The 12,315-nt window shown below is 65.9% G+C and carries 11 protein-coding genes and 1 pseudogene; 8 read left to right on the top strand and 4 right to left on the bottom strand.

Going from position 1 to position 12,315, the window contains the following annotated elements:
• Positions 1 to 3: 3 nt before the first annotated feature.
• Together ACVW17_RS34950 and ACVW17_RS34945 are read left to right on the top strand one after the other, a co-directional pair.
• On the top strand, positions 4 to 2,043 hold the full coding sequence (locus tag ACVW17_RS34950) for a hydantoinase/oxoprolinase family protein (RefSeq protein WP_456798538.1): 2,040 nt from the start codon (positions 4 to 6) through the stop codon (positions 2,041 to 2,043).
• 102 nt (positions 2,044 to 2,145) lie between these two features.
• Complete coding sequence (locus ACVW17_RS34945; protein WP_456756126.1) at positions 2,146 to 3,369, top strand: ABC transporter substrate-binding protein; 1,224 nt, start codon at positions 2,146 to 2,148, stop codon at positions 3,367 to 3,369.
• 166 nt (positions 3,370 to 3,535) lie between these two features.
• Here the strand turns inward: ACVW17_RS34945 and ACVW17_RS34940 are convergent, their stop codons facing one another.
• Together ACVW17_RS34940 and ACVW17_RS34935 are read right to left on the bottom strand one after the other, a co-directional pair.
• Positions 3,536 to 4,750, bottom strand: coding sequence for a mandelate racemase/muconate lactonizing enzyme family protein (locus ACVW17_RS34940; RefSeq protein WP_456798537.1), 1,215 nt, complete (start codon positions 4,748 to 4,750; stop codon positions 3,536 to 3,538).
• A 313-nt stretch (positions 4,751 to 5,063) separates the two neighbouring features.
• Positions 5,064 to 6,323, bottom strand: coding sequence for an amidohydrolase family protein (locus ACVW17_RS34935; protein WP_456798536.1), 1,260 nt, complete (start codon positions 6,321 to 6,323; stop codon positions 5,064 to 5,066).
• 154 nt (positions 6,324 to 6,477) lie between these two features.
• On the opposite strand from ACVW17_RS34935, the pseudogene ACVW17_RS34930 reads away from it, so the two are divergent.
• Positions 6,478 to 6,893: pseudogene (locus ACVW17_RS34930) on the top strand (nuclear transport factor 2 family protein).
• A gap of 148 nt (positions 6,894 to 7,041) precedes the next feature.
• On the opposite strand, the gene ACVW17_RS34925 reads toward ACVW17_RS34930, so the two are convergent.
• The gene (locus ACVW17_RS34925; RefSeq protein ID WP_456756122.1) at positions 7,042 to 7,800 is read right to left on the bottom strand and encodes a GntR family transcriptional regulator; all 759 of its coding nucleotides are present in this window, start codon (positions 7,798 to 7,800) and stop codon (positions 7,042 to 7,044) included.
• 42 nt (positions 7,801 to 7,842) lie between these two features.
• Positions 7,843 to 8,004, bottom strand: coding sequence for a hypothetical protein (locus ACVW17_RS34920; protein ID WP_456756121.1), 162 nt, complete (start codon positions 8,002 to 8,004; stop codon positions 7,843 to 7,845).
• Here ACVW17_RS34920 and ACVW17_RS34915 point away from each other — a divergent pair.
• The 5 genes from ACVW17_RS34915 to ACVW17_RS34895 all read left to right on the top strand — a co-directional run bounded on the left by ACVW17_RS34915 (position 8,003) and on the right by ACVW17_RS34895 (position 12,277).
• The gene (locus tag ACVW17_RS34915; RefSeq protein WP_456756120.1) at positions 8,003 to 8,857 is read left to right on the top strand and encodes an ABC transporter ATP-binding protein; all 855 of its coding nucleotides are present in this window, start codon (positions 8,003 to 8,005) and stop codon (positions 8,855 to 8,857) included. The genes ACVW17_RS34920 and ACVW17_RS34915 overlap by 2 nt on opposite strands.
• A gap of 2 nt (positions 8,858 to 8,859) precedes the next feature.
• Entirely contained in the window at positions 8,860 to 9,636 is a 777-nt protein-coding gene (locus ACVW17_RS34910) for an ABC transporter permease (protein WP_456756119.1), read from the top strand.
• A gap of 41 nt (positions 9,637 to 9,677) precedes the next feature.
• Positions 9,678 to 10,703 (top strand): ABC transporter substrate-binding protein, encoded by a 1,026-nt coding sequence (locus ACVW17_RS34905; protein WP_456798535.1) that lies wholly within the window; start codon positions 9,678 to 9,680, stop codon positions 10,701 to 10,703.
• 136 nt (positions 10,704 to 10,839) lie between these two features.
• A complete protein-coding gene (locus tag ACVW17_RS34900; protein ID WP_456798534.1) occupies positions 10,840 to 11,838 on the top strand; it encodes an amidohydrolase family protein in 999 nt (332 codons plus the stop codon).
• Complete coding sequence (locus ACVW17_RS34895) at positions 11,726 to 12,277, top strand: amidohydrolase family protein (RefSeq protein WP_456799006.1); 552 nt, start codon at positions 11,726 to 11,728, stop codon at positions 12,275 to 12,277. The genes ACVW17_RS34900 and ACVW17_RS34895 overlap by 113 nt, the downstream gene beginning before the upstream one ends.
• The last annotated feature ends 38 nt before the right edge of the window (positions 12,278 to 12,315 follow it).

Raw genomic sequence — 12,315 nt, 5'->3', positions numbered from 1 at the left:
GTGATGTACACGATTGGAGTCGACGTCGGTGGCACCTACACCGACCTGGTTGCAACTGACAAAACCGGACGCACGGTTTTCGCGAAATCACCGTCCACGCCCGCCGATCAGTCGATCGGCGTCATGACGGGACTGGAAGAGCTGGCGCGGCGTCTCGGCGTCACGCGCGCGGCGATGCTGGCCGCGACCGATCGCCTGGTGCATGGCACGACGGTTGCGACCAATGCGCTGCTGGAGCGCAAGGGCGCCAAAGTCGCGCTGCTGACCACCGAGGGCCATCGCGACGTGGTCGAGATGCGCGAGGGGTTGAAGCCGGATCGCTACGATCTGCGCACGCCGCCGCCCGAGCCCTTGGTGCCGCGCGAACGCCGCTTCGGCGTGCGCGAGCGGCTGAAGGCCGACGGCAGCGCCGCAATCGCACTCGATGCCACGGCGCTCGGCGACGTCATCGCCGAGGTGAAACGATCCGGTGCGAATTCGGTCGCGGTCTGCTTCCTGCACGGCTATCTCAACCCGGCGCATGAGCTTGCCGCTGTCGAGCGGCTGGCGAAGGAGATGCCCGATGTCAGCGTTTCGCGCTCCAGCGACGTGCTGCCGCAGATCAAGGAATATGAGCGCGTCTCGACCACGATCGTGAACGCCTATGTCGAGCCGACGGTGCGGCGCTATCTCACCAATCTGGAGCGCAGCCTGCATGAGGCCGGCTTCAAGGGCTCGCTGTTCGTCGTGCTGTCGCATGGCGGCATGGCGCCGGTGGAGGAAGCCTCGCGGCTTGCCGCGGGCACCGTGCTGTCGGGCCCGGCCGGCGGCATCTCCGGCAGCCGCCGCTGCGCCGAGATGCTTGGAATTCCCGATCTGGTGCCGTTCGACATGGGCGGCACCTCGACCGATATCTCGCTGATCGCGGACGGCCAGGCCTCGCTGTCGGCCGATGGCATGCTGGCCGGCCAGCGCATCGCGCTGCGCAGCCTCGACATCGCCAGCATCGCGGCCGGTGGCGGCTCGATCGCCAGCGTCGACGGCAGCCGCACGCTGCGCGTTGGGCCGGAGAGCGCGGGCTCGGTGCCGGGCCCGGCCTGTTACGGCAATGGCGGCCTGGCTGCCACCGTCACCGACGCCAATGTCGTGCTCGGCTATCTCGATGCGAGCGCCTTCATGGGCGGCGCCCGGCCGCTCGATCGCGCGGCGTCGGAAGCCGCGGTGGATCGGATCGCCGCGGCGCTCGAGCTGTCGCGGATCGAGGCCGCCGCAGGCATCGCCAAGATGATCAATCTGAAGATGGCCGACGGCATCCGCCTGATGACCCTGCGCCGTGGCGTCGATCCCCGCAAATTCGCGCTGCTCAGCTTCGGCGGCGCCGCCGGCATGCATGCCGCCGAGGTCGCGCGCGAGCTCGAGATCAAGCGGATCATCGTGCCGACGGTCGCCTCGGTGCTGTCGGCCTGGGGTATGCTCACCAGCGATCTGCGCTACGAGGTCAGCCGCACCCATTACGGCACCGGCCGGATTTCGGCCGACGAGGTGAGGGCGCTGTTCGCCGGGCTTGAGCAGCAGGCGGCCGGCCGCCTGCGCGACTGGTTCAAGGGCGACATCGCGATCGAGCGCTCGGCCGAGATGCGCTATGGCGAGCAGGTGTTCGAGATCGACGTGCCGCTCGGCGATCTCGATCTCGGCGTCGCCGATCTCGTCGCGCAGATCGAGGAGCGCTTTCATCGCCGCCATGAGGAGCTCTACACCTATGCCTCGCGCGGCCAGGAGGTGGTGTTCGTCAACGCCCGCGTCGCCGCGGTCGGCAAGGTTGCGACCGGCAGCGCTGATGCCGGAAAGGCAAGTTCGGCTGCGCCCACCGCGCCGCGCGGCAAGCGGCAGGTCTGGCTCGGCGCCTGGCGCGAGGTGCCGGTCTATGCCCTCGATGATCTCAAGCCGGGGCAATCGCTGGCCGGTCCCGCCATCATCGAGGCCGAAACCACCACGGTCCTGGTCGATGACGGCGATCGCGTTGCGGTCAACCCGCTGGGCTGGCTCGACATAACATTGCGCTGAGGCCCGCCTCCGCCATCAACATTTCATTTTTCCGGCGTTGGCTTGGGCGATAAGCTCCGCGGGAGGGAGCGCAGGCCTGTGCCGGCGTTTGTGGCGATGTTGATGCAAACAAAAAGACGAACTGCGCTTTCAATATCCCTCGTCCTCGCGGCAATGCTCGCGGCGGCGCCGTTGCGCGCGCAGACGGCGGTCGGCAGCGAGATCCGCGTCGGCAATGTGATGCCCTATACCGGGCCGCTCGCCGCGTTCGCGACCATCGGGCGGGCGGAAGCCGCCTATTTCGACATGGTCAACGAGCATGGCGGCATCAACGGCCGCAAGGTCAAATTCGTCTCGGTCGACGATAGCTCCAATCCGAAGACCGCGATGGAGCAGACCCGCGACCTCGTCGAGAAACAGGACGTGCTGCTGATGTTCGGCTCGTTCGGCACCCCGAGCAATCTCGCGGTCCGGAAGTATCTCAACGAGCGGAAGATCCCGCAGCTGTTCGTCGCTTCCGGCGACGAGGAATGGGCGCATCCGAAAAGCTTCCCCTGGACCATGGGCTGGCAGCCGACCTTCCGCGCCGAGGGGCAGATCTACGCCAACTACATCCAGGCCGCCTATCCCTCGCGCAAGATCGCCGTGCTCTGGCAGAACGACCAGTTCGGCCGCGATCTGTTCAGGGGATTGCAGGAGGGACTCGGCGACACCGCCGGGATGATCGTCGCCGACCTCGCCTTCGACGCGTCGGAGACCGCGATCCAGAACCAGATCGGAATCCTGAAGAACTCCGGCGCCGATATCCTGGTGTTCGACGGCGCGCCGGCGATCGCGGCGCGTGCGATCCGCGTCGCCGCCGACCTCGACTGGCATCCGGTGTTCATCCTCGACAATGCGTCGGCCTCGATCGCCAGCGCATTGCGGCCGGCGGGCCTGCAGAACTCGCTCGGCGTGATCTCGACTTCGTTCCTGAAGGACGCCGGCGATGCCGCCTGGAAGAACGATCCGCAGATCAAGGCGTGGGACGCCTTCATGGACAGATATTACCCCGACGGCGACAAGGACGACATCTACGCCGTGTTCGGCTATGCCGCCGCCGACACGCTGATGCAGGTGCTGCGCCAGTGCGGCGACGACCTGTCGCGCGACAACATCATGCGGCAGGCCGCCTCGCTGAAAGACTACCAGAGCCCGATCGCGCTGCCGGGGATCGTGATCAACACCGGCCCGAAGGATTTCCGCCCGATCAAGCAGATGCGCCTGGTGCAGTTCGACGGCAACGCCTGGCAGCCGATCGGCGACGTGATCGAGAGCGCATTCACGCCGGTGCGCGAGGATAATTGAAGCGAGCTTTTGTTTCGCTGTACGCGCAGCGCTTCGATCACCGTCACCCTGAGGTGGCCGCTTCTTCAGCGGCCCTCGAAGGATCGACGGCCCGACTGGTGGCCGTGCATCCTTCGAGGCTCGCTCCGCTCGCACCTCGGGATGACGGGTCGGTCAGCATGACCACCTACTTCTTCAGCCCGTAGTTCAACAGCCCGCCCTTGTTCTTCGGCGGATGCGCTCGCAGGCCTTCCTCGTTCGGTTCGGTGCCCCAGCCCGGACGATCCGGGATCACGAGATGGCCGTCGACGAACTCCGGCACATGGGTGAACAGCTCGTGGTCCCAGGCCAGCCGATCGATATCGGTCTCCATGATCCGCAAATTCGGCACAGCTGCGCAGAAATGCGCGTTCATCATGGTGCAGAGGTGGCCGTAGAAATTATGCGGCGCGACGTTGACCTCGAAATGTTCGGCGGCCGCGGCGATCTTCATCGACTGCCAGACCCCATTCCACGGCGTGTCGATGATCGCGACATCCATCGCCTGCTCGGTGAAGTAGGGCAGGAATTCGCGCAGGCCCAGCAGCGTCTCGCAGGACGAGATCGGATGCGGGCTCTGGCGGCGGATATAGCCAAGCGCCTGCGGGTTGAAGGTGTCGATCTCGACCCAGAACATGTCCATCTTCTCGATCGCGCGCAGGATCTTCAGATAGCCCTCGGTCTTGGCATTGAAATTGAGATCGAGCAGCAGATCGACATCCGGCCCCGCGCCGTCGCGGATCGCCTCCAGATGCATGCAGAGATTGCGCAGCACCGTGCGGTCGACATTGATCTCGGGCGCAAACGGCGAGCCGAAGCCGGGGCGCCAGCCCACTGGCTTGCCGTCGGTGTAGACGAAGATGTTGGTCTTCATCGCCGAGAATTTCTTCTCGCGCACCTCGGCGCCGATCTCCTTGACGCCGTCGAGATCGGTAATCGCCGGCTTGTACCAGTCGGGATGATTGATGCGCCAGGTCGCGCAATGCGACCAGTAGACCCGCACGCGGTCGCGGATCTTGCCGCCGAGCAGATCGTAGCAGGGCACGCCAAGCGCCTTGGCCTTGACGTCGAGCAGCGCGTTCTCGATGGCGCCTAACGCCAGCGCCACCACGCCGCCGGCGGCGGGGCGCGTCGCAGCGAACAGCTCGACATAGATCCGCTCGTGCTCGAATGCGTTCTTGCCGACCACCCGCGCCGACAGCCGCTCGATCGCCGCCGTCACGCCGGGCGCGCCGAAACCTTCGTCATATTCGCTCCAGCCGGTCAGCCCGTCCGTGGTGGTCACCTTGACGAAGTGATAATTCCGCCAGCCGGCATCGCAGGCGAGCGTTTCGACGCTTTTGATGGTGGTTGATTTGCTCATGGTTTCCGCCCGGCTTTTGTTGGTGTTGGGCGAGTTCAACAACGGATCGGCTGATGCGTCAATTCGCGCTGGGGCAAGGCGACAATGCAGCCCAGTCATTGCGCTCGAGCGGCGAAGCAATTCATCGCCGGACGTGTGGAAGGATGGATTGCTTCGCTCCGCTCGCAATGACGGGTGAGGGGGCGTGCGCACAATTCTTCCCCGTCACCCTGAGGAGGCCGCGCAGCGGCCGTCTCGAAGGGCCGACGGCCCGGCTTTCCCCGCACGGATAGAGCGGGGCCGTGCATCCTTCGAGACGCCGCTTCGCGGCTCCTCAGGATGACGGAGGGAGAGCGGTTGCCGGCCGGAACAGCGTCGGTCGCTGGCGCTCGAACGTCTTGCGGCCGCGCCTGAATCCCATCAGCACATCGGGCAGTTCGGCGATCGCGTTGGTTCCGCTGTCGGTGTCGAGCACGACGAGGTCGGCGGGGTTGCCGATCGCGATGCCGTAGTCTTTCAGGTTCATCAGCCGCGCCGGCAGCTCGGTGACCAGATCGAGGCAGGCGTCGAACTCGCCGATCCCGGCATGCGCTGTATTGGCGTAGAGATTGGCCATCCGCAGCAGTGACGCATCGCCGAACGGCGTGAAGGGATTTTGCACATTGTTGGTCGCGACCGAGCACAGCACGCCACTGGCGACCAGCCGGTGTGCCGCGGTCAGGCCGCGCGGCGCGTTATGGGTGGCATCACGCCCCATCAGATAGAGGTCGGTCGCCGGCAGCACGGTGACCGCGACGCCGGCCGCGGCGAGGCGGGCGCTCGCCGCCTTCAGCTCGTCAGGCGGCAGCGCCGAGAGCTTGGTCGCGTGCCCGATCGCGACACGGCCATGATAGTTGCGCCGCTCGGTCTGGCGGCAGACCTCCTCCATGTGCCACCAGGAGGGATCGAGGTCGAAATCGAGATGCAGGTCGACATCGATGTCGAATTGCTGTGCCAGATCGAAGATGCGCCCGATCTGCGCGTTCGGATCGCTGTCGACATAGGGGCAGCCGCCGATCGCCTCGGCGCCGTCATTGAGTGCCGAGACCAGCAGTTCATCTGTGCCGGGATCGTTCGTCAGACCTTCCTGCGGGAACACGCAAAGCGACAGCTCCAGCGCCCAGGCATAGTCGCGCTTCAGCGCCTTCACGGCCTCGAAGCCGCGCAGCCCGATCCGCGGGTCGATCTCGACATGGGTGCGCATCCGCGTCGTGCCCGCGCTGATCGCACGCTCGATCACCTTGGCGCCGCGCGCATAGACGTCCTCGACCGTGAAGTCGCGCTTCATCGCCGCCACCGCGCGAATGGCGTCCGCGACGCTGCCGTGGTCGTGGCCGCAGCGGCCGAGCAGGCAGGCCTTATCGAGATGGATATGGCTGTCGACGAAGCCGGGCAGCGCCAGCCGTCCGGCAAGGTCGACCTCGACGGCCTCGCAGGCGAGCTGCGGCGCGATCGCGGCGATGCGGCCGTCGGCGACGCCGATATCGACCGCGACGGCAGAGCTGCGCGTTACGGCATTGCGGAAGACCAGGTCGAAGGCAGGTTTCGCGATCATCGGGCAGGAAACGTCAGGTTGGTTTCAGCCTAGCGGAACGGCAGGGAACCGGCAGCACCACATTGTGTGCAATCTGCTCGCCGAATTGTTCAAAAAATGTGCATACACTTTTGCGTCTGGATTGTAGAGTCCTGATGTTCCCTGGAGGCCCGCCATGTCCGTGACCGCCACAGCCGATGCCCGCCCGCTGTCCGACGCCGAGATCGTCGAGGCTTATCTGACCGCGTCGATGATCCCCGATCCGGATGCGGCGGCGGCCTATATGAAGCCGGGCACGGTGATCACACCGGTGGCCGCGAATTCGACCATCCGCGCGGGCCGACCGGCTTCAACGCCAGGCGCTATCGCTGGGTGAAGAAAAAGATGGACCGCTTCGACGTCTGTCCCGGCGCATGCGAGACCGTGGTCTACAGCGTCGGCACGCTGTACGGCGAATGGATCGACGGCACGCCGTTCGAAGGCAATCGCTATGTCGATCGCTTTGTCGTGAAGGGTGGGCAGATCGTCAAGATGGACGTCTGGAACGACAGCGCCGAACGGATTCTGGTGCAGCGGGGGATTGAGGCTTAGGGAGCGCGTCGCTCCTTCCCCGTCATCCTGAGGAGCGGCCTCTTGGCCGCGTCTCGAAGGATGCGCGGCCACCGGCCGGGCCGTCGATCCTTCGAGACGGCCGCGTTGCGGCCTCCTCAGGATGACGGGGATAGAGTTGCAGCAACTGCTAACGCCGCACAGCCTTCGGCAGCTTCACTACCTTGTCGCCGCTTGCCTCATCGGCATAGGGCGCCAGGATATCCAGCAGATCCCGGCCGCGCTGCGGGCTCGGCGCGACCAGCGCGCGGGTCGCTACCGAATCCAGGTGGCTGTGCATCAGGCCCATCACCTTATCGACGTCGCCCTTCACCAGGGCTGCGATGATCGCGCGGTGCTCGTTGATCGCGCATTCCGATGAATGCGGCCGGCTGTACAGCGACAGCGTCAGGCAGCAGCGGTAGGCGACCTCGCTGACGTAGCGCACCAGGATCGGGCTGTTCGTCATGTGGGCGAGCAGGATGTGGAATTCGGTGGCGAGCCGGATCGACACCGCGTCGGTGCCGTCGCGGGCACGATCCTCGGCGTCGACATGGGCGGTCAGCTCGGCGACCTGTGCCTTGGTCAGCTTGCCGGCGAGCTGCCGCACCACCAGCCGCTCGAGCTCGATGCGGATGTCGAACGCATCGCGCGCCTCCTGCCAGCTCGGCGTCGCCACCACGGCGATACGGTTGCGGCGCAGCTCGACCAGGCCTTCGGCGGCCAATTGCCCGAGCGCATGCCGCGCGATGGTGCGGCTGACGCCGAATCGCTCGCCGAGTGAATCCTCCGGCAGCTTGGCGCCGGGCTCCAGCGCCTGCTCGATGATCGCGCGCCGCAGCGCGCGGCAGATCACGCTGACCTTGTCGGACGATTCAGCCGTCTTGCTGGTGTCGGCGCGTCCCGCCATTGCAGCGAATCCCTCTCCAAAGGTGCTTCGAACGCCTCTCTATCATACCGCAAAAGCAATCGAGCGCCCGAATTGCATGCAGTTTGCGCCGTGAATTGCCCAGATAAAACCCGGCTCCGCGCCGGCCGGTTTCGCGATCCCCTTGATTTTGAACGGGGCAGCGGCTGGCATCCAGCTTGCATGCACTTTGCTCGTGATGCGCATGCAGCCAAACTCCGAATTTGCCGGCGAGCCTGTGGCCGCCGGATCCGCGCCGACCGCGATCGAGCTGTCGGAGGCCTCCGTCACGTTCGGCCGCGGTGCCCGCGCCGTGCCGGCGCTGTCGACCACCACGCTGCGGATCGCCGACGGCGAGTTCGTGGCGCTGGTCGGGCCGTCCGGCTGCGGCAAGTCGACCATCCTGCGGCTGGTCTCCGGCCTGGCCCGGCCCACCACCGGTGTCGTCATCGTCGGCGGCCGCGAGGTCGCGGCGCGCGCGCTGCGGGTCGGCATGGCGTTCCAGAACCCGACCATGCTGCCGTGGATGACGATCGAAAAGAACATCATGCTGCCGCTCAAGATCGTCGAGCCGTTCCGCTCGCAATTCCGCAAGCTGCGCAAGACCGCGTTCCGCGACAAGGCCAACGCGCTGCTCGAGCAGGTCGGGCTGAAGGGCTTTGGCGGCCGCTATCCCTGGCAGCTCTCCGGCGGCATGCTCCAGCGCGCCAATCTGTGCCGCGCGCTGATCCACGAGCCGCGCATGCTGCTGCTCGACGAGCCGTTCGGCGCGCTCGATCAGTTCACCCGCGAGGAGCTGTGGGGAATTCTTCAGCAGCTCTGGATGACCCACAGGCCGACCGTGCTCTTGGTGACCCACGATCTGCGCGAAGCCGGCTTCCTCGCCAGCCGCATCTGCGTGATGAGCGCGCGGCCTGGCCGCATCCTCGACGACGCCAGCGTCGATTTCGCCCGCCCGCGCACCGTGGCGATGACCTTCGAGCCTGAGTTCGTGGCGCTGAACCAGAAGCTCCGCGCCTTCATCGTCGATGCGCGCACCGCGGCGCGCGAGGGAGCCTGACCATGTCCGTGTCGGATATCAGGCAGAAGGCCTGGTCGGTGGCGCTGATCGTGCTGTTCTTCGTGGCCTGGGAGCTGTTCTGCCTGATGACGGGGATGTCCGACCTCGTGCTGCCGCGGCCGTCGCAGATCTTCGTCACGCTGTTCGAGAAATTCCCGATCCTGTGGCCGCACATCGTGCAGACGCTGGTCACCACGATGATCGGCTTCGTGCTCGGCGTGGCGCTGGGCGTGGCGCTCGGTGCCGTGATCGGGGTGTCGAAGACCGCCTACGACACGTGCTATCCGCTGCTGGTCGGGTTCTCTTCGATTCCGAAGGTCGCGGTGGTGCCGATCTTCGTCCTGTGGTTCGGCTCCGGCACCGTGCCGGCGGTGCTGACATCGCTCTCGATCTGCTTCTTCCCGATCGTCGCCAACATCGCGACCGGCCTCGCCACCACCGAGCCCGAGCTCGAGGATGTGCTGAAGGCGCTCGGCGCCAGCAAATTCGACATCCTGTGGAATGTCGGGCTGCCGCGGACGATGCCGTTCTTCTTCGCCTCGCTGAAGGTCGCGGTGTCCTACGCCTTCGTCGGCGCGGTGCTGTCGGAGACGGTCGCCTCGAACCGCGGCATCGGCAACGTGATGATGACCGCGTCCTCCAATTTCAACGTGCCGCTGGTGTTCGCCGGGCTGTTCGTGCTCGCCGGTCTCGGCGTCGCGCTCTACGTGCTGTTCTCGCTGATCGAGGGCCGGGTCACGGGCTGGGCGACGCGCAAGGACAATGTCATCGCCACCTGAAGGTTACGTCCATCGCCGTTCACTGGAGTTGAGGAGTCGTCATGCTGAAGATACTAAGCGCTGCATTGCTGGGATTGGCCGTGGTCGCGGGCCCCGCCCGCGCCGAGGACACCACCATCAAGTTCACGCTGGGCTGGAAGACGCAGGGCTCCGATGCCGCGTTCTTCTACGCCAAGGACAACGGCTATTTCAAAGAAGAAGGCCTCAACGTCGTGATCGACCAGGGCGAGGGCTCCGGCGCGACGGTGACGCGCATCATGTCGGGCGCCTATGACGCGGGCTTCGGCGACGTCAATGCGATCATCCAGAACGCGGCGACCAAGCCGCAGGATGCGCCTGTCATGGTCTACATGATGTGGAACCAGCCGCCATTCGCGATCGTCGCCAAGAATTCGAGCGGCATCAAGACCATCAAGGATTTCGAAGGCCATACGCTCGGCGGCGCGCAGGGCACGCCGACCACGCGGCTGCTGCCGGTGTTCGTGCACAAGAACGGGCTCGACGGCGAGAAGATCAAGATCTCCAACATGGCGCCGAACCTGCAGGAGCCGATGCTGATCAAGGGCGACATCGATGCCGCGCTGGTGTTCAACATCACGAGCTATTTCAATCTGGTGCTGAACCGCCAGGATCCCGACAAGGACTTCAAATGGTTCTCGTTCGGCGATTACGGGCTCGACCTCTATTCCAACGGCGTGATGGTGTCGCGCAAGCTGATCGCTGCGAATCCGAAGGCGGTGGCCGGCCTGGTGCGTGCCATCAACAAGGGCGCGATCGCGGTCGCCAAGGACCAGAACGCCGCGATGAAGGCGGCGCTGAACTACGACAATCTGATCAATGTCGAGGTCGAAAAGCGCCGGCTGCAATATTCCTTCGAGAAGCTGATCGTCTCGCCGGAGATGAAGGACATCGGCATCGGCGACATCAAGGACGACCGCATGGCCCGCGCCATCGGCTTCATCGTCGAAGGCTACCAGCTCCCCCGCACGCCGATCCCGGCCGAAGTGTTTTCGCGGGACTTCCTGCCGCCGCGCACGGAGCGGGAGCTGGTGTATACGGCGAACTAAGTTCGTTCGTGATTGTGAGCGAAGGCGGAGGCTTTTTGCCGTCATTGCGAGCGAAGCGAAGCAATCCATGCCTCCGCTTGCGGCAACATGGATTGCTTCGTCGCTTCGCTCCTCGCAATGACGAAGGAGGGACGTGATGCTAGTCACGGCAACCCGTCTTTTCTCAGGCCCTGACCACGACATCCGCAACGACGTCGTGCTCCGCCACGACGCCGGCATCATCACCGGTATCTCCGAAGCCACAGCCCCGGCGCGAGGCCCGCGCTCCCTGATCCTGCCCGCCTTCATCAACGCCCACGATCACGCCCGCCCGCGGGCGTCGAGCTTCGGCGCTGTCGGCATGCCGCTCGAGAGCTGGCTCTTGCGCACGGTGCTCGGCACGCCGGTCGATCCGTATCTGACCGCGGCCTCCGCGCTTGCCCGCGCGGCGCAGGCCGGCTGTGCGGCGATGATGGTGCACTACGCGCGGCCGAGCGGCACCATGCCGCTGGTCGAGGAGGCCAGGGCGATCGGCCGCGCCGCCGCCGATGTCGGCCTCCGCATCGCCTTTGCCATCGCGGTGCGCGACCAGAACCCGATCGTCTATGGCGACGGCGAGCCGGTGCTGTCAGGCCTTGCCTCCGACGACCGCAGGACCATCGAGCAGTTGTTCGTGCGCGCGCCGATGTCGCCGAAGGCCTATATCGAGCTGACGGACGCGATTGCCGCGGCGATCGGCGGGCCGAAGGTCGACGTGCAGCTTGGGCCGGCCGGCGTGCAATGGTGCTCGAAGCCGCTGCTGGAGGCGGTCGCGGAGAATTCCGCGCAGGCCGGCCGCCGCATCCACATGCATCTGCTCGAGACGGTCTATCAGCGCGCCTGGGCCGACCGGCATTTTCCGGACGGCATCGTCCGCTATCTCCGCGACATCGGCTTCCTGTCGGAGCGGCTGACGCTCGCGCACTGCATCCACGCCCGGCCCCGACGAGCTCGAGATGATCGCGGCGTCAGGCGCGCGCATCGTCACCAATTTCTCCTCCAATCTGCATCTGCGCTCGGGGCTGGCGCCGATCGCGGCGGCGCAGGCTTGCGGCTGCGCGATTGCGGTCGGCGTCGACGGCCTGGCGCTCGACGAAGACGACGACGTGCTGCGTGAGATGCGGCTGGTGCAGATGATACACGGCGGCCTCGGCTTCAAACGGACCTGGACCCCGCCGGAGTTCTTCGCGCTCGCGATCCGCAATGGCCGCCGCGCCACCGGCGCACCGGGCACGGGCGAGCTTGCCGCCGGTGCGCCGGCTGATTTCGTCCGCATCGACCTCGACCGCCTGGAGCGCGACCAGATCATCGACGCCGATCCGCTCGATCTGCTGTTCGCACGTGGCAATGCCTCGCTGGTTTCCGAGCTCGTGGTCGATGGCCGCACCGTCGCCCGCGCCGGCCGCTGCCTCGGTGTCGATCTTCCCGCCATCGAGCAGGAATTGCGCGGCATCACCCGCGCCAGCACTGCCACATACGCGCATGTCTTGCGCGCATGGCCGCGGTTGGCGAACTCATTGCAGCATTGGTTCGAAGCGCAGCTCACCTGCGATTAGCTGCACATCTTCGCTTCACGCCAAGCAGCAACGACAAT

Source organism: Bradyrhizobium sp. USDA 4473 (assembly GCF_054063335.1).
This window is presented reverse-complemented; position numbering and strand designations above follow the sequence as displayed.

What these genes read in the sequence shown, in the direction of transcription:
- ACVW17_RS34950 (WP_456798538.1), top strand. Translation starts at nt 4, where the DNA reads ATGTACACGATTGGAGTCGACGTCGGTGGCACCTACACCGACCTGGTT.
- ACVW17_RS34945 (WP_456756126.1), top strand. Translation starts at nt 2,146, where the DNA reads ATGCAAACAAAAAGACGAACTGCGCTTTCAATATCCCTCGTCCTCGCG.
- ACVW17_RS34940 (WP_456798537.1), bottom strand. Translation starts at nt 4,750, where the DNA reads ATGAGCAAATCAACCACCATCAAAAGCGTCGAAACGCTCGCCTGCGAT.
- ACVW17_RS34935 (WP_456798536.1), bottom strand. Translation starts at nt 6,323, where the DNA reads ATGATCGCGAAACCTGCCTTCGACCTGGTCTTCCGCAATGCCGTAACG.
- ACVW17_RS34925 (WP_456756122.1), bottom strand. Translation starts at nt 7,800, where the DNA reads ATGGCGGGACGCGCCGACACCAGCAAGACGGCTGAATCGTCCGACAAG.
- ACVW17_RS34915 (WP_456756120.1), top strand. Translation starts at nt 8,003, where the DNA reads ATGCAGCCAAACTCCGAATTTGCCGGCGAGCCTGTGGCCGCCGGATCC.
- ACVW17_RS34920 (WP_456756121.1), bottom strand. Translation starts at nt 8,004, where the DNA reads ATGCGCATCACGAGCAAAGTGCATGCAAGCTGGATGCCAGCCGCTGCC.
- ACVW17_RS34910 (WP_456756119.1), top strand. Translation starts at nt 8,860, where the DNA reads ATGTCCGTGTCGGATATCAGGCAGAAGGCCTGGTCGGTGGCGCTGATC.
- ACVW17_RS34905 (WP_456798535.1), top strand. Translation starts at nt 9,678, where the DNA reads ATGCTGAAGATACTAAGCGCTGCATTGCTGGGATTGGCCGTGGTCGCG.
- ACVW17_RS34900 (WP_456798534.1), top strand. Translation starts at nt 10,840, where the DNA reads ATGCTAGTCACGGCAACCCGTCTTTTCTCAGGCCCTGACCACGACATC.